Genomic DNA, 17740 nt, shown 5'->3' with positions numbered 1-17740 from the left:
TCAGTACCAGTTCATCGCGTCGGCGTTGCCCCAGCCCTCGATGGTCACCCAGGCGCGGCCGCCGGGGTAGCCGTAGTAGCAGTTGGCCCGGACGGTGCCGTTCTCGGGAACCCACGTCGTGCTGCCGCCGCCCCACGAGCCGCCGTTGTCGTGACAGGTCAGGCGGTAGTTGCCGGCGGGGAAGTTCTTCACCGTGATCGCCATGTAGGCGCACGACGCCGAGTTGCAGTCGCTCCAGCTCCCCGACGCGCCCTTGACGGTCTGTGCCGACGGCTGGGGTTTGGCCATGGTCGTCGCCGCGTCCGAAGCGATGCCGCTCCACTGGCCCTCGGCATCCTGCGCACGCGCCTCGATGGTGTGGCGCTCGCTGTAGCCGTAGCTGTTCGTGCGCGAACCGCTGTTGGCCACGTTCTGCCAGCCGCCGCCGTCGATGCGGATCTGCACCTGCGTGATCCTTCGCCCGTTCTCGCTCGGCGCGCTCCAGCTGAACGTGATGTTCGTGCCGTTGGCGCTGGCCGAGACGGAGGGGTTGCGCACCGGACCGTACGGCCGGACGGTGTTCGACGGCGCCGAGGCCGCGCCGGGCTCGCTCGCACCGCTGACAGTGGATACCGCGCGGACGCGAACCGAATAGTCCGTGCCGTTGGCCAACCCGCCGATGACACCGTTTCCGGCCAGTGCCTGCCAGTTGCCGTTGTTCACCGACGCCTGGTAAGCGACCTCACTGGGATTTGCGCCGTTCAGCGGGCCCGGCTGGTAGGTGACGGTCAGGGAGCGGTCGCCCTCCTTTGCCGTGACGTTCGTCGGGGCGCCGGGCGCCGTGAAGGCGCGCTGCGGAGGCGAGTTGGGACTGAACTGGCCCCATCCCGCCTTGTTCTGCGCGCGAACACGGAAGGTGTAGTCCGTCGTCGACGTATCGACCACGACGGCCTGGCTGGTCTGTCCTGCGGAGACCGGAATCGAGTTCACCAGCGCCGATCCGCGGAGGACGTCGAGTTGGTAACCCGAGATCGCGTCGCCGTTGTCGGCGGGGGCGCTCCATGACACCTGCATCTGCGCCTGAGAACCGACCGGCTGAAGACGCGCCGTCGTCGGCGCCGCGGGCGCATCGGGCGCCCGAGCCGGGATCTCGCTCACCGACCACGTGCTCCAGCTCGAAGGCTCAGGGGCACGGTTGTGCGCCTGCACGCGGACCTGGTACGCGACGCCGTTCTGCAGTCCGTCCCACACGATCGAGTTGCCGACCACGTCGGTCTTCTGCGAAATGCCCGACGGCGGGGCGGGCGAGATCTCGAGGGTGTACTTCTCCACCGGCGAACCCGGCGTGGTCGGCGTCACCCACGACACGTTGAGGCTCCGGTCGCCGAACACGAGGCTCGGCGCGGCCGGGGTGTCAGGACGCGCATCCGGACGAGCCGTCTCGGACGGCGCGGACGGGTCGGACGCACCGACGCGGTTCTCCGCGACGACGGTGAAGTTGTACTCGACGTTGTTGGTCAGCCCGTCGAGCGTGCAGGTGGTCGCGAGGCACTCCTTCTCGTAGTTGCCCGCGGTCGACGAGACGAGGTACCGCTCGATCTCGGCGCCGTTGTTCGCCGGCGGCGTCCACGAGAGCACGACCGTGCGGTCCTGCACGCTCGAGACCACCGGGGTGCCGGGCGCATCGGGCTTGCCCTGCACAGTGAGGCGGATCCTTCCTTCGACCTCGCGATCCGGGTCGCCGGTGGCGTCCTGCACGCGGTAGCGGACGACCATGGTCCCGAAGAACTTCGCGTCGGGCGTGACGTCGACCTTGTCGCCGGAGACGGTGACATCACCCTGCCCTGTCTCCATGATCGCCGTGGTCACCTCGAGCGGCTTATCGGGGAACGGGTTCACATCGTTGGCGAGCACGGGCACCGTCACGGTCTTGCCCTGATGCGCCTCCTCGACGATGTCGTCGTTGGCGGTGGGCAGCTCACGCGTCGATGCGATGACCCGGACGTTCACCGTGCCCTCGATGGGCTCCGTGGTGCCGTCGGTGATGCGCAGACGGATCGTCCCCGCCGTGCCCTTCTTCGTGTCCGCTGCCGCGCCGACGAGCAGCTCGTCGCCCTCGATCGACGCCGTCATGCCCTCGGGCGACCCGCCTACGATCTGGTACTCGATGCGGCCCGCGTCCTCGGGATCGGGGTCGGTCGTGAGCCCCCCGAGGTCGAGGGTCGTCGCATCCTCGCCGGGGGCGACGTCCATCTGCCCGTTCACGAACGTCGGCTGCTGGTTCTCGGGCGGCAGCACGGTGATCGGCAGGGTCAGGGTCGCCTTGCGGCCTTCGGGGTCATCCGGCCCGGTGCCGTCCGTCACCTCGAAGGTGATGGCGTCGGGGCCGAAGTAGCCGGCGGCGGACGTGTAGACGAGGGTCGTCTGGTCCTTGATGAGCGACGAGCCGTCGTTGTGGGCGGCGGTGACCTTCGCGGCCTCGGTGATGACGACCTTGCCGCCGCCCGCCGCACGCACGTACTTCGAGAGCGCCAGCTCGACCGTCTCGCCGCTCTTGACCTCGACCGGCTCCGTCGACACGAGAGTCGGAGGCAGCGAGGACAGCGACGGGACATGAATGAACGCGGATGCCTCGTTCCCATCGCGATCCGTGATCGTGTAGGTCACGAGCCGGCCCGCGTCGCCGAGCGTGACCCGCACCTTGCCGTCCGCGAGGACCCGCGAGTTCGTGTCGGCGACCTTCAGCTCGAGGTCGTCCACCGTGCCGTCGGGGTCCTCATCGTTCGCGAGCACCTCGATGTCGACGACGCCGTCCTCGACATCGGCCGCACGCACGTAGTCGTCGCGCGCGATCGGCTTCTGCAGCGGCACGTCCTCGGCGACGGTGATCTGCAGGACGGCCTTCGCCTCGGCACCACGCGCGTCGCGGATCGTGTACTGCAGCGAGGTCTCGACGGGCTGCGACGGCGACGTGACGACGACGCGGTTGCCGTCCACCTTCGCCTTCAGGCCCGCCACATCGGGCAGGATGAGGCCGTTCTTCACGATGCCGAACTCGTCGCCGTCGGGGTCGGAGTCGTTGGCGAGCACGGGCACCGCGACCGAGCGGCCGGGGCGCATGATCACGGAGTCCTTGACGGCGTAGGGCGCCTGGTTCACGCCCTCCGCCGGCGCGACGCCGATGCGGATGGTCGCGGTGGCCTCGGCGCCGAGGCGGTCGCGCACACGGTAGGTGAAGGTGTCGACGCCGGCCGTGTCGTCGAACGCCTCGTAGACGAGGTGATCGGGGCCGGTCTCGGTGATCCGCCCCTTGCCGGGCGAGGAGGCGAGCCCGACGAGCTCGACGGAATCGCCGTCGGAGTCGATGCCGTCCAACGGCACCGCGACCCGGACACGGCTGCCGGCCAGGACGCGCGCGGTGATGTCGCGCGGCCGGGGAGCGGCGTTGGTCTCGGCATTCACCGGGAGCACCTGGATGGTGATGTACCCGGCGTCCTTCTGGCCGGTGCTGTCGACAGCCTCGTAGGTCGCGTAGAACGTCCCCGGCTCGTCGGAGGCTCGGAAGCGCACAGTGTCCTGCGAGACGAAGATCTCGCCGTCTTCGGGTTCGATGAGCGGCGGCACGAGATCGGGCGCGACGTGGATCGTGTCGCCGTTCGGGTGGTAGTCGTTGTCGAGGACCGGGATCGTCACGACGTCGCCGGCGCGCACGACGACCTGGTCGTCGTTGGCGACCGGCGGGCGCAGCTGCGCCGGGGCCGGGATGGGGATGACGATGACGTCGCCCTCGGCCGACTGCGAGCCGTTGGAGATGCGGTACGAGATGCGCACCTGCTCCGACAGCGCCGCCTGGTCGCTGATGCGGAGGGTCTCGTGGTTGAGCACGGCCACCGCGACGCCCGAGTTGGGCTCGACGGTGACCGACTGCACCACGAGGATGCCACCGGAGGGGTCCGAGTCGTTGGTGAGCACGTTCACCAGGACCTCGCCACCGCTCGGCAGCAACGCGACGTCGCGCACGGCGACCGGGGGCAGGTCGGTCTCGCCCTCGGGGATGACGTCGACGCGGACGATGCCGGGGACTCCGGAAGCGCCCGCCGCCACCATGTACTGGACGTAGTACGTGCCGGGCGTCGCCGAGCGGAACGTGAAGGTCTTGTTGGAGTAGTCGGGCACGATGTCGGCACCCGAGACCGGGTCGACCCGTGCCAGGCGCAGCGGCTCGCGCCCCGCGCCCACATCGTTGGCGAGGGGGGAGACGGTGGCCGTCTGCCCGGTTCGCACGGCGATGTAGTCGGCGTTCGTCACGGGGTCGATCGAACCGACGGGACGCACGTCGAAGCGGACCGTGCCGACGGTGACGTCGGAGCCGTCCGACACGGTGATCTCGACGTCCTTGCGGCCCTGCGTGCCTCCGACGGCCCGATAGGTGATGCGGCCGTCGGACGTGAAGTCGGCCTCATCGCCCTCCGCAGGCTGGACGGAGCCGAGGAACACGTCGTCCCCGTCGGGGTCGATCCAGTCCGGCAGCACGTTGTACGTGATGGTGCCGCCGGCCTCGACCGCAACCGTCGTCACGCGGTTCTGCTTCGGCGGCGAATTGACGTCCCAGCCGTGCACCGCCAGCGAGACTCGGGCGGTGTCGGTGCCGCCGCGGCCGTCGGACACCTCGTAGGTGAACGAGGTCGAACCCTGGGCGTCCTCGGGAACGGCGATCTGCAGCGCCCGGCCGTTGTCGATCGACTGGATCTCGCCGACCGACGGCCCGCCGTCGACCACGCTCGTCGTCAGCACATCGCCGTCGGGGTCGCTGTCGTTGTCGAGGATGGGGAGGATCGTGGTGCGGCCCGGGCGCACGCCCAGATCGTCGTCGTTGGCGTCGGGCGGGGTGTTGATGTCGGAGCGCTCGGGGAGGACCGTCTCGGTCGTCTCCTCGGTGGTCTGCTCGTCGTCCTCGGTCTCACCCTCGGGCGGGGTCATCTCGTCCCAGTTGTCGACGCGCTGCAGCTCGTCGACCGCCATCCACGTGGCACCGCCGACGACGTCGTTGAGCACGACCACGTCACGGTTGACACGGAACTTCAGCAGCGACGTCGGCTCGATGCCGTCGATGTCGGCCGCGAGGTCGTCGGCCTCGCCGCCGCAGTCGCGCACGAATCGTCCGGACCCCGTCCACGCGGCGTAGCCGCAGCCGTCGAGCCACACCGGCGACGCCGGCGCGCCCTCGGCACCGGCCGTGACGGACTTCGGCTCCGACCCGTCGAACGGCACGCGCACGAACGCGGACGCCGTGGAGAGCGCGACAGCATCGGATGCCGCCGACGGCTGCTGCAGGACAGCATCGCGTCCGCCGTCGATCTCGGTGGCGCGGCCGTCGACGATCACCGTGCCGGTGGCGGTGTCGAGCACTGCAGGCTTGTCGCCGACCGCCGTCACCGTGAGCTCGGCGCTGTCGCCGAGGTCGTCGAGTGCGGAGCGGGCCGGCTCCTCCGGGGTGCCGTCCGCGCCGACGCGGATCGTCACCAGCTCGGAGGTCTTCGGCGAGACGGCGTAGACGACGCCGTCGACACCGACCGCGACATCGGCCCCCTTGCCGAGGCCGGCGGTGGGGTCGGTGCCCTCGATCTGGAACGAGCCGACGCTCGCGCTCGGAACCACCCACAGGTCGCCGGAGGCGCGGTCCAGGATCGCGACCGTCTCGCCGCCGAGCGCCACGTCGGCGTCGGCGGGCACGCCGGCCGCGCCGGAGAGCGCGACCATCGCGGGATCGACGACACTCACCGACGAGCTCGAGTCGTCCACGAGGAGCACGGTGCTGCCGGACTGGAGGATGTCGTAGTCGTCGCTCGTGGTGCGCAAGGCGCCGTCGAGCACCTGCGACTCGTGGTTGAAGTGACCGACCAGCAGGCTCGACTGCTTCGTCACCCACACCCCACCGTCGTGGAGGTCGACCTCAGTGGTGGGAACGCCCTGGTAGACGAACGCGAGCGTCGTGATCGTGACCGCGGCAGCCGTCACCGCGCCCGCCGACGCCAGGGCGCGCGGGCGCGCGCGAAGCCAGGCGAATGAGCTCATGGGACGTCGGCCTCCTCCGGGGCATCGTGCGTCTTGTCGTGGCGTGGGACCCCGGCGAGGGGCGTCGCGAGCTCACAGAAGACCTGGGGGAACACCCCAGCCTAACCCGCGGCACCGGCTGTGACGAGACGGGGAGTGTCAACTGCGGAGATCGTATTCCACCTGATCAGACATGATCGATGGGGACAAACACCCATCCTCGTCCGCCGGCTTCGGTCACGCGCCGACGTACTCCCGCAGATGCTGGGCCGTCAGCGTCTGGGCATCCGCGACGAGGTCGGCGGGCGTGCCTTCGAACACGATCGAGCCGCCGTCGCGTCCGGCCCCCGGGCCGATGTCGATGATCCAGTCGGCGTGCGCCATCACGGCCTGGTGGTGCTCGATCACGATCACGCTGTTGCCGGCTTCGACGAGGCGGTCCAGCATCCCGAGCATGTTCTCGACATCGGCGAGGTGCAGCCCCGTGGTGGGCTCGTCGAGCACGTAGATCGCGCCCTTCTTCGCCATCGAGATCGCGAGCTTGAGGCGCTGACGCTCACCGCCCGACAGTGTGTTGAGCGCTTGGCCGAGCGTGATGTAGCCGAGGCCGACGTCGATCATGCGCATCAGGGTCGTGTGCGCGGGACCTTTGGAGAAGAAGACGGATGCCTCGGCCGCCGACATCGCGAGCACCTCGGCGATGTTCTTGCCGTCGAGGGTGTGCTCGAGCACCTCGTCGCTGAAGCCCGATCCCTCGCAGAGCTCGCAGAGGGTCTCGACCGTCTGCGTGAACCCGAGGTTCGTGATGATCACGCCGAGGCCGCGGCACGCGGGGCAGGCGCCCTCGGAGTTGGCGCTGAAGAGCGCGGGCTTCACGCCGTTGGCCTTCGCGAACGCGGAGCGGATCGTGTCGAGGATGCCGGTGTACGTCGCCGGGCTCGACCGACGGTTGCCCTTGATCGGCGACTGGTCGACGACCACGACGTCGTCGAAACCGGGCACGTTGCCATGGATGAGCGACGACTTCCCTGATCCTGCGACGCCGGTCACGACGGTGAGGATGCCGAGCGGCACGTCGACGTCGACCTTCTTGAGGTTGTGCTGAGTGGCCCCGCGGATCTCGAGCGCGCCTTTCGCCTGCCGCGTCGAGTCCTTGAGGCGCGCGCGGTCGCCGAGATGGCGGCCGGTGATGGTGCCGGACGTGCGCAGACCCTCGACATCCCCCTCGTACTGCACCTCGCCGCCCGCGCGGCCCGCGCCGGGGCCCAGGTCGACGATGTGGTCGGCGATCTCGATGACCTCGGGCTTGTGCTCGACGACGAGCACGGTGTTGCCCTTGTCGCGCAGCAGCTTCAGCAGCCGGTTCATGCGCTGGATGTCGTGGGGATGCAGGCCCGCCGTGGGCTCGTCGAAGACGTAGCTGATGTCGGTGAGCGCCGAGCCCAGGTGCCGGATCATCTTGGTGCGCTGCGCCTCGCCGCCCGAGAGCGTGCCCGAGGCGCGGTCCAGCGACAGGTAGCCGAGTCCGATGTCGATGAACGACGCGATCGTCTGGCGCAGGCCCACCATGAGCGGCGCGACGGAGGGGTCGTTCACCGTGTCGAGCCACACTGCGAGGTCCGTGATCTGCATGGCCGCGGCATCCGCGATGCTCGTCCCGTTGATCTTCGAGGACCGTGCACCCTCGTTCAGACGGGTGCCGCCGCAGTCGGGGCAGGGCAGGAACTTCACGGCGCGGTCGACGAACGCGCGGATGTGGGGCTGCAGCGCCTCGCGGTCCTTCTGGAGCATCGACTTCGTGATCTTCGGCACGAGACCCTCGTAGGTCATGTTGATGCCGGCGATCTTGACCTTCGTCGGCTCCTTGTAGAGGAAGTCGGCGCGCTCCTGCTCGGTGTAGTCCTGAATCGGCTTGGCGGGGTCCACGAAGCCGGACTCGGTGAAGGCCTTCACCATCCAGCCGTCGGCGTTGTAGCCGGGGACCTGGATGGCGCCGTCCTTCAGCGACTTGGTCTTGTCGTAGAGCTCGTCGAGGTCGACGTCGCTCACCTCGCCGAGTCCCTCGCAGCGTGGGCACATGCCGCCGGTGATCTCGAACGAGCGGCGCTCTCTGACCTTCTTGCCGCCCTTCTCGAGGGTGATCGCCCCTGCTCCCGACACGGACGGGATGTTGAACGAGAACGCCTGCGGCGAGCCGACGTGGGGCACGCCGATGCGGCTGAACAGCAGCCGCAGCATCGCGTGCGCATCGGTCGCGGTGCCCACCGTGGACCGCGCGTTCGAGCCCATGCGCTCCTGGTCGACGATGATCGCGGGGCTGACGTTCTCGAGCGCGTCGACCTCGGGGCGGCTCAGCTGGCCCATGAACTGCTGCACGAACGTCGGGTACGTCTCGTTGATGAGGCGCTGCGACTCGTTGGCGATGGTGCCGAACACCAGCGACGACTTGCCCGACCCGCTCACTCCGGTGAAGACGGTGAGCCGCCGCTTCGGGATGTCGACCGACACATCCTTGAGGTTGTTCTCGCGGGCGCCGACGACGCGGATGACCTCGTGCGAATCAGCGATGTGGGACTCGGATGCCATGCCGACGAGTATGCCGGGGAACCCGGACACCCCGCTTCCTGAATCCTGCTCGATCCGGACCACCTCGGGGGTTCGGGGCGCAGTAACTCCGTTGGGGCGGAGAATCTGCGCCCCAACGGAAGGAATGCGCCCCAAACCCGGGGGACGGGGGACGGATGCTGCGCCTCAGGCGGCGTCGGAGTCCGCGGGCTCGATCGCGAAGTTGTCGCGGAAGACGCACGTCGGGTCGTAGGTCGCCTTCACGCGGCGCAGCCGGGCAAGCGTCGCAGGCGGGAACGCCTCGGCGATCCGCTCCGGGCGCTCGGACGAGTCGAAGCTCAGGTAGATGCCGTCGACGTGGTCCGCGAGCGTGCGCCACTGGGCGTCGAGCCGGTCGGGGTGGGATCCGAGCGCGGCGACCGAGAAGTTCGCCGACCGGTGCGCGTACGCGGTCGCGTCCTCGGCGACGTCGGCCACCGCCCCGCCGACCGCGCGCAGCTGGAAGAACGGGACGGCGCCGGAGCGCAGCATCCGTTCCACCGCGGCAGCGAAGGCGGGCGTGACGTGCTCGATCAGACCCGAGCGGCTGTGCGGCTCGCCGGCGCCGTGCTGCGGGCCGAGGTCGGCGTTCGCCATGATCTGCGGGTACGTCGTGAGCTGCACGGACTGCTGCACGAGCGGCGCGAGCTCGGCGAACGGCTGCAGGCGGGCGATGATCGTGTCGGGGTCGTCGGAGTCGACGACGCCGTACAGCTGAACGACCTGCGGCTGGCCGGGGCGGGGCCCGCCGGTGAGCAGGAACATCGTGAGGTCGCGCGGCGACGACTCGACGATGCGGCCGTAGCCCTCGAGGAACTCTGCGACGTCGTCCACCTGGAACGCGAGCTGCGCGTATCCGACCTGGCCGACCTCGTCGACCTCGAACTCGAACGCGGTCACGATGCCGACGTTCGCGCCGGCCCCGCGGATCGCCCAGAAGAGGTCGGGATGGGTGGAGGCATCCGTCCGCACGATCGAGCCGTCGGCGAGCACCACCTCGGCGGCACGCAGGTGGTCGATCGTGAGGCCGTGCTCACGGGCGAGCAGGCCGATGCCGCCCGCCGTCGCGAGGCCCCCGACACCCACGCCGCCGTAGTCGCCCGACGTCAGCGCCCAGCCGTGCTCGCCCAGTGCCGCGGCCACCTGCGCCCACCGCGCACCCGGCCCGACGCGCACGAGCCTGCGGTCGGCGTCGAGCACCTCGATCTCGTCGAGGCTGCGGAGGTCGATCACGATGCCGCCGTCGTTGGTGCTGCGGCCGCTGATGCCGTGGCCACCGCTGCGCACCGCGAGAGGACGTTCGGGATGCCGGCGCGCGAACGCGAGCGCCTCTGCGACCTGCTCGGGCGACGAGGGCTGCAGCACCAGGCCGGGGCGTCCGCCGCGCATGTAGGTGGCGCGCACGTCGCCGTAGTCGAAGTCTCCGGGCTCGATCGCGCGCAGGCCTGCCGGCACGTCGTCGTACGCGATGCCGTCGCGGCGGGCGGCGATCGCCGCCGCCGACCGCACCGGCGCGGCGTCGACCCCGCGTGTGCCGCGTTCGGCGGTCACGAGCTCGCGCACGGCGGGGGCGACGTCCTCGCCGAAGCGCTGGAGCAGGCTCGGGTCGTCGGCCGCGATGATGAACGTGCCGATGCCGTCGTCCAGCGCGAGGCGGGCCAGGCGCTCGGCGAACTCCCGCGGATCGGCCGCGAGCTGACCGATGTTGAGCAGACGCCGGATCTCGCGCGGGTCGCGGCCGGCCGACTGGGCGGCCTCGTCGATCGCGGCGTTGCCCTTCGCGAGGTCGCCCGGCTGCATGTAGCCGAGCGACGGCAGCCATCCGTCGCCCTTGCGGCCGGTGAGCGCGAGCATGCGCGGCTTGTACGCGCCGATGTGGATCGGGATGTCGTGCGCCGGCCGCGGCCCGCGCTTCGCGCCGTGCGCCGCGTGGAACTTCCCGCCGGTGAACACGCCCCGGGGCTCGTCGGTGCGCCACAGCTCGCGGATGAGGTCGATCGCCTCACCCAGCGCCGTCACCGCCTGACCCGGCGTGAGCCGCGTGCCGCCCATCGCCTCGATCGCATCCCAGAAGCCGCCGGCGCCGAGGCCGAGGTCGAACCGCCCGCCCGACAGCAGGTCGATGCTCGCGGCGGCCCGCGCCACGACGGCGGGCGGTCGCAGCGGCACGTTCAGCACGTTGGGCGCGATGCGGATGGTCTCGGTGCGCGCGGCGACGAACGACATGAGCGTCCACGTGTCGAGGAACGCGGGCTGGTAGGGGTGGTCCTGGAAGGTAACCAGATCGAGACCGGATGCCTCGGCCACCTGCGACAGCAGCACCGGGGCCTCAGGGCTCGCGGCGGAAGGAGTGATGAAGGCGCCGAATTCGAGCGGGTGTCCGTAATCCACGATCTATTCGAACGCATGGTGTGCGCTCGTTGTTCCTCGTGCGTCAGCCGACGCGCCAGCAGCCGTCGACGTGGTCGTCCACCATGCCGGCGGACTGCATGAGCGCGTACATCGTGGTCGGGCCGACGAAGCGGAAGCCGCGCGTGCGCAAGGCCTTGCTCATCGCCGTGGCCTCCGCCGTGATCGCGGGGACCTCGGCGAAGGTCGCCGGCCGCCGATGGGCCCCCGGCGCGAAGGACCACATGAACGCATCGAGCTCACCGGGCGCGAGGCCGAGCACCAGCCGCGCGTTGGAGATCGTGGCCTCGATCTTGGCGCGATTGCGGATGATGCCGGCATCCATCATCAATCGCGCGATGTCGTCCTCGCCGAACGCCGCCACGGTCTCGGGCTCGAACCCCGCGAACACCTCGCGGAACCGCGGTCGCTTGCGGAGGATCGTGATCCACGACAGCCCCGCCTGGAACCCCTCGAGGCTCATCTTCTCGAAGAGCGCACGGTCGCCGTGCAGCGGCACCCCCCACTCCTCGTCGTGGTAGCGGGCGTACTCGGGGTCGTCGCCGACCCAGGCGCAGCGCGCGCGGCCGTCGGCGCCGAGGCGGACATCGGTGCTCACCGCGCCAGCCTAGGCTCCCCCGCCGACGTCGAGTCGGGCGTCATCGCCCAGCCAGGCACGATCGGCCGAGTTCAGCCGCCCGACACCTGCTCGATTCCCGGATGGCGCCTGCGTCGCTTACCTTGGAATGTCGGGCTGTTCGGGTCCGCACAGCTGGGAGGCAGGACCATGAAGATCGTCGCGTCGGCGGATTGGCGGGACTCGGTCCCCTTCGAGAACCCCGTACTCCTCGCAGATGTCGTGCCGGGCGAGCCGACGCGCTGCTTCACGTGCGGCCCCGAGTCGGAGCTGCTGGAGCGCACCGAGCTGTGGGCCTACAAGCACCGGCACCCGAAGAACCACGACGGCTACGTCCGCTTCTACTGCGCCTACCACGTGCCCGCCGCGGCGATCGTCCCGCAGCCGGCGGCAGCCGCACCGGCCGCACGCGCGAAGTCGTCGTCCCCGCGTCCGGCCGCGCAGCGTCGCGTCGCGAAGCCCGTCGTCCCCGAGCGCGTGCGCGCGATGTGCCCGAACTGCTTCATCGAGGTCTCCGCGACGGGCGAGTGCGGCAACTGCGGCTGGTCCGCTTCCTGACGTCGATCCCGATCCTCATTTGAGGATCGTTGCCGAGATGCGGAGCCGTCAGCGCAGACCAGCCCGCATCCCGGCTCAGCTCCTCATTCGAGGACGCCGGCTCGCACGGCGCGAGCCGCGCGCCGTCACTTCTTCTTGAGCGACTTCTCCGACACCGGCGCCTCGCCCGACGCGGCGAGCGCGCGGTAGTACTCGCGCGCCTCGTCCTGGCGCTGGCGCTCGGCACCCGAGGCGATGGGGGCGCGCACGTGCTCCGGCGCGAAGCCGTAGGCGTCGACGAGATCCTGCGCGTGCGGACGCAGCCGCGCCGCGAGACGATCGATGTAGCGGGAGACGGATGCCGCACGCTGGGTCGACAGCCGGCCGTTGATGATGTACCACGCGAGGTGCTTCTCGATGAGGTGCAGCCCGAACAGGTCGCGCAGCCACGTCAGCACCTGCTTGGTGCCCTCGTCCGAGATACGGTTCACGCCGTCGGTGAAGGCCTCCCACTGCAGCAGCTCGCCGTGTGCGCGGGCCGCTTCGATGAGTTCCGCCTGGTGGCTGTTGAACAGCGCGGCGGCCTCGGCCGGCGACAGCTTCGACGCCGGACGCAGGGCGGCCGCGACATCCGCGACCATCTGCTGCACCCGGCCGGCGAGCAGCTCGTGCTGCTGGTCGGGGCGCAGGCCCAGCTCGATCGAGCGCGCGGTCGAGCCGAAGTCGGTCACCGTCTGCCCGAGCTGGCGCAGCCCCGCACCGTGGAACAGCTTGCCGGCGGTCTTGCCGACCGCGAAGCGGGCCAGCTTCGCAGCATCCGCCCCCTTGAACTGCTTGGCGTAGTCCGACAGCAGTCGCTTGCCGACCAGTTGGAGCAGGACGTTGTTGTCGCCCTCGAACGTGACGTAGACGTCGAGGTCCTGGTGGAGGCCGACCATGCGGTTCTCGGCGAGGAAGCCGGAGCCGCCGCAGGCCTCGCGGGCCTCCTGGATCGTCGACAGGGCGTTCCACGTCGACAGGGGCTTGAGCGCGGCGGCGAGCGTCTCGAGGTCTTCGCGCTCCTCGGGGGTGTCGGTGCGGCCCGAGAACACGGCGTCGAACTTCTTGAGGAGCTCGTCGTGGCTGAAGAACTGCGCGTAGTTCTGCGCGAGGAGCGGCAGCAGGCGCCGCTGGTGCTTGCCGTAGTCGAGCAGCACGACCTCTTCGGTGCCGGCGCCCGAGTCGAACTGGCGGCGCTGGTTCGCGTACGTGAGCGCGATGTGGAGGGCGAGCGCGGTGCCGGTGGTCGCGGCGCCGTCGAGCGACACGCGTCCCTGCACGAGTGCCCCGAGCATCGTGAAGAAGCGGCGGCCGGGCGTCGGGATGTCGGACGTGTACGAGCCGTCGGGGGCGACCTGGCCGTAGCGGTCGAGCAGGTTGAAACGCGGGACGCGCACCTGGTCGAACGCGAGCCGGCCGTTGTCGATGCCGTTGAGGCCGCCCTTGACGCCGTCGTCCTCGCTGATGATGCCCGGGAGCATCGCGCCCTCGTCGTCGCGGATCGGCACGAAGAAGCAGTGCACGCCGTAGTTGACGCCGCCCGTGATGAGCTGCGCGAACACCGTCGCGGCCTTGCCGTGCAGCGCGGCGTTGCCGAGGTAGTCCTTGTAGGCGCCGCGGAACGGCGTGTGGATCACGAACTCCTCGGTCTCGGGGTCGTAGGTCGCGGTCGTGCCGATGGCCGCGACATCCGAGCCGTGTCCGGTCTCGGTCATCGCGAACGCGCCCGGGATCGACAGGTCGGTGATGCCCGGCATCCACTTGTCGTGGTGCTTCTCGGTGCCGAGCTGGAAGACAGCCGAGCCGAACAGGCCCCACTGCACGCCGGACTTGATCTGCAGGCTGGGGTCGGCCAGCACGAGCTCCTGGAACCCGGCGATGTTCGCCCCGTTGTCGTTGAGTCCGCCGAACTTCTCGGGCATCGCCCGGCGTGAGCCGCCGTGCTCGACCAGCAGGTGCAGCTGCGTCAGCACGCGCTCGCGGTGCTCGGGCATCGGCTGCCCTTCGATGCGCCAGAACGCGGGGTCCTTGATCATCTCGCGGGCCTCGCGGCGTGTCTCACCCCACGTCCCGAGGAGCAGGTCGGTGACCGCGGCGATGTCGATACGGGGATCGGATGCCTCGGCGGCGGTGTGCGGAGCGGTCGGGGCGCCCCCGGCGGGCGTGTTCTTGTGAACGGCGGGCTTCTTGGTGCGGACGGCGGCGTCAGCCATGTGCATCACCTCTCGGTGCGACGGGAAGGATCAAGTTGCCTTTGACGGTAGGACTCCGACAACGCCCCCTCAAAGCCTCTGGTGGATGTCCACAAGGTCGGCGCGGCACGGGGGACGGATCCGTTGTGCGAGACACACAGCCAGGGCGTCTGCGGACGCCGTGACGGGGATGCTCGGGCAGGACCCGCGCGAACGTCCGCGGCGAGGCCTAGGCTCGGGTCATGAGCCCGCCGACGGCGATCACGACCGCGTTCATCCCCGTGCACGATCCGCGAGCGGGCGCGCACTGGTACGCGGATGCGTTCGGCCTCGGCGTCGTCGAAGAGAGCGACGCCTCGAGCGTGCTCGCGGGCTCGCACGGGCAGGTGACGCTGATGGGGCCGAAGAGCGGCATTCACGTCGAACCCGGCCTCCCGTGGGCGACGTGCAACTTCCGCGTCGACGACCTCGCCTCCGTCCACGAGCGTCTCGCGCGGCTCGGGGCGCACCCGAGCGACGAGCTCGGCGACCCCGACCGCTGCCTCTTCTTCACCGCGACCGACCCCGACGGGAACACCATCCTCGTCACCGATCGCTGATGACCGCCGCATCAGCCTGCGATCCATGACGGACGAGTCCGCAGCCGACACCCCGCTCCTCGACATGTCGCCGCTCGACCTCGACGGCCGCGAGCCCGATCTCGACGAGCGGTTCGGCGAGGGGGTGCTCGACGAGAAGGTGTGGTGGCCGTACTACCTGCCGCACTGGTCGTCGCGCGAGCGTACGGCCGCCAGGTACTCGATCGCGCCCGACGCGCTCGAGCTCTTCATCGACGCCGACACCGCGCCATGGTCACCCGAGTTCGACGGCGACAACCGCGTCTCGCACGTGCAGACCGGCCAGTTCGCGGGCGTGCGGGGCAGCGCGACCGGGCAGCACCGCTTCCGCGACGGCCTTGTGGTGCGCGAGGAGCAGCCGGAGCGCCGGCTCCACCTGCCCCGGTTCGGCGTGATCGAAGTCCGCATGGCCGCGGTGCGCCACCCCGACGCGATGGTGGCGTTCTGGCCGATCGGGTTCGAGGACCGCCCCGAGGACTCCGGCGAGATCTGCATCGCCGAGATCTTCGGAAGCGAGCTCGACGACGAGGGCGGCTGGGTCGGCGTGGGCATCAAGCGCCAGCACGACCCGCGCCTGCGCGACGACTTCGAGAAGGTCCGTGTCGAGGGCGATCTCACCGAGATGCACGACTACGCCGTCGAGTGGACGCCCGACGCGGTGCGGTTCTTCATCGACCACCGCTGGGTCAAAACCGTGCGCCAGCGCATCGACTACCCCGTGCAGCTCATGCTGGATCTGTACGAGCTGCCGCGCCCGGACGGCACGCGCGACCTCGCCGCCCTTCCCCACACGTTCCGCGTCGAACGCGTGCGAACCTTCCCGCGCTCGTGACGCCGCAGGGCCGGGCGAACCTGCGGTCTCGGCATCCGTCTCAGAAGAGCCCGACGATGCGCCCTTCATCATCGACGTCGATGCTGTTCGCGGCGGGGGTCGCCGGCAGCCCGGGCATCGTCATGATGTCGCCGCAGATCATCACGACGAACCGGGCGCCGGCGGCGAGGCGCACCTCGCGGATGTCGACGACGTGGCCCGTCGGCGCACCGCGCAGCTTCGGATCGGTCGAGAACGAGTACTGCGTCTTCGCGACGCACACCGGATACCCGCCGTACCCCTCGTCCTGCAGGCGCTTGATCTGCGCGCGCACGGCGGTCGACGCGGTGATCTCGGACGCCCCGTAGATGCGCGTCGCGATCGCGCTCATCTTGCGCCACAGCGTCGCGTCATCCGGGTACGTGAAGCGCAGAGCGTCTACGTCCCCCGGTTCCGCGGGCCGGTCCTCACACAGACGTACGACCTCCCGCGCCAGTGCCTCCGCGCCCGCGCCGCCCTCGGCGAAGTGCTTCGCGACCACGGCCGTGACCCCGACGGACTCGGCGGCCGCGACGAGCGCCGCGGTCTCAGCATCCGTGTCCTCCGCGCGATGGTTGATCGCGACCACCGTCGGGATGCCCCACGTCTCGCGAAGGGTCTTCAGGTGCCGCAGGAGGTTGGCCGTGCCCTGCTCGAGGGCGGCGACGTTCTCGTGCGGGAGGTCCTGGACCTCGACGCCGCCATGGAACTTCATGGCGCGTACGGTCGCGACGACCACCGCCACGTCGGGGCGCAGGCCCGTCGTCCGGCACAGGATGTCGACGAACTTCTCGGCGCCCAGATCGGCGCCGAAGCCGGCCTCGGTGACGACGTAGTCGGCCATCCGCAGCGCGGAGTCCGTCGCGAGGTACGAGTTGCAGCCGTGCGCGATGTTCGCGAACGGGCCGCCGTGCACGAATGCCGGCGTGTGCTCGAGCGTCTGGACGAGGTTCGGCGCGAGCGCGTCTCGCAGGATGGCGGCCATGGCCCCGTGCGCCCGCAGGTCACGTGCGCGGATCGGCGTGCGGTCGCGGGTGTACGCGACGACGATCTCGCCGAGCCGCTCCTTGAGGTCGGCGAGGTCGGTGGCGAGGCAGAAGATCGCCATCACCTCGCTCGCCACCACGATGTCGAAGCCGTCCTCGCGGGGGTAGCCGTTGGACGGACCGCCGAGGCCGATCACGGCGTCGCGGAGGGCCCGGTCGTTGACGTCGAGCACGCGCCGCCAGGTCACTCGACGCACGTCGATGCCGAGGGCGTTGCCGTGATGGACGTGGTTGTCGATGAGAGCCGCGAGGAGGTTCGTCGCGATACCGATGGCCGAGAAGTCGCCCGTGAAATGGAGGTTGATGTCCTCCATCGGCACGACCTGTGCGTACCCGCCGCCCGCGGCGCCGCCCTTCATGCCGAACACCGGACCGAGAGCCGGCTCGCGCAGGCAGATCATCGCCCGCTCTCCGATGCGGGTGAGCGCGTCGCCGAGGCCCACGGTGGTCGTCGTCTTGCCCTCGCCCGCAGGGGTGGGTGACACGGCGGTCATCAGCACGAGCCGCCCGCGCGGCTTCTCCCGGAGCGTCCGCAGATGCCGCAGCGACACCTTGGCCTTGAACCGGCCGTACGGCTCGAGTTCCTCGTCAGGGATGCCGAGCCCCTCGGCGATCCGGGTGATCGGCCAGAGTTCGGCCTGCTGTGCGATCTCGATGTTGCTCGTGGCCACGCTCGCTCCCCGTCGCGGGCCTCGTCACCCGCCTCCGCCAGCCTATGGGGCTGGCGCTCAGTCGTCGCGGACGCCCGGGCGGCAGCATCCGTTCCGCTCCCGTCGTCTGTGATCCCAGACGCCAGT

Annotated in this window: 9 protein-coding genes; 3 read left to right on the top strand and 6 right to left on the bottom strand. The window is 70.2% G+C overall.

What is annotated here, in order from left to right; translation table 11 throughout:
* From AC3A46_RS09030 to AC3A46_RS09015, 4 genes are all read right to left on the bottom strand, one after another.
* The gene (locus AC3A46_RS09030) at positions 1 to 6054 is read right to left on the bottom strand and encodes an Ig-like domain-containing protein (RefSeq protein ID WP_487664868.1); all 6054 of its coding nucleotides are present in this window, start codon (positions 6052 to 6054) and stop codon (positions 1 to 3) included.
* Positions 6055 to 6270: 216 nt separating this feature from the next.
* Positions 6271 to 8619, bottom strand: coding sequence for an ATP-binding cassette domain-containing protein (locus AC3A46_RS09025; RefSeq protein ID WP_487664867.1), 2349 nt, complete (start codon positions 8617 to 8619; stop codon positions 6271 to 6273).
* 165 nt (positions 8620 to 8784) lie between these two features.
* Positions 8785 to 11031 (bottom strand): LLM class flavin-dependent oxidoreductase, encoded by a 2247-nt coding sequence (locus tag AC3A46_RS09020; RefSeq protein WP_487664924.1) that lies wholly within the window; start codon positions 11029 to 11031, stop codon positions 8785 to 8787.
* 40 nt (positions 11032 to 11071) lie between these two features.
* Positions 11072 to 11644 carry a DNA-3-methyladenine glycosylase I gene (locus AC3A46_RS09015; RefSeq protein WP_487664866.1) on the bottom strand — a complete coding sequence of 191 codons (573 nt, stop codon included), beginning with the start codon at positions 11642 to 11644 and terminating at the stop codon, positions 11072 to 11074.
* 168 nt (positions 11645 to 11812) lie between these two features.
* Here AC3A46_RS09015 and AC3A46_RS09010 point away from each other — a divergent pair, with 168 nt between their 5' ends.
* A complete protein-coding gene (locus tag AC3A46_RS09010; protein ID WP_487664865.1) occupies positions 11813 to 12220 on the top strand; it encodes a glucose-6-phosphate dehydrogenase in 408 nt (135 codons plus the stop codon).
* A gap of 125 nt (positions 12221 to 12345) precedes the next feature.
* Here AC3A46_RS09010 and AC3A46_RS09005 read toward each other — a convergent pair whose 3' ends face one another.
* Positions 12346 to 14451, bottom strand: coding sequence for an acyl-CoA dehydrogenase family protein (locus AC3A46_RS09005; RefSeq protein ID WP_487664864.1), 2106 nt, complete (start codon positions 14449 to 14451; stop codon positions 12346 to 12348).
* Between the two features lie 221 nt (positions 14452 to 14672).
* Between AC3A46_RS09005 and AC3A46_RS09000 the strand changes: the two genes are divergently transcribed.
* Positions 14673 to 15029 carry a VOC family protein gene (locus tag AC3A46_RS09000; RefSeq protein WP_487664863.1) on the top strand — a complete coding sequence of 119 codons (357 nt, stop codon included), beginning with the start codon at positions 14673 to 14675 and terminating at the stop codon, positions 15027 to 15029.
* A 25-nt stretch (positions 15030 to 15054) separates the two neighbouring features.
* Positions 15055 to 15879 carry a glycoside hydrolase family 16 protein gene (locus AC3A46_RS08995; RefSeq protein ID WP_487664862.1) on the top strand — a complete coding sequence of 275 codons (825 nt, stop codon included), beginning with the start codon at positions 15055 to 15057 and terminating at the stop codon, positions 15877 to 15879.
* A gap of 40 nt (positions 15880 to 15919) precedes the next feature.
* Here the strand turns inward: AC3A46_RS08995 and AC3A46_RS08990 are convergent, their stop codons facing one another.
* The gene (locus tag AC3A46_RS08990) at positions 15920 to 17614 is read right to left on the bottom strand and encodes a formate--tetrahydrofolate ligase (protein ID WP_487664861.1); all 1695 of its coding nucleotides are present in this window, start codon (positions 17612 to 17614) and stop codon (positions 15920 to 15922) included.
* Between the last annotated feature and the right edge of the window lie 126 nt (positions 17615 to 17740).

The organism is Microbacterium sp. Soil_C_42 (assembly GCF_057656735.1).
The sequence above is the reverse complement of the archived record's forward strand: the minus strand, read 5'-3'. Positions and strand labels throughout refer to the sequence as shown.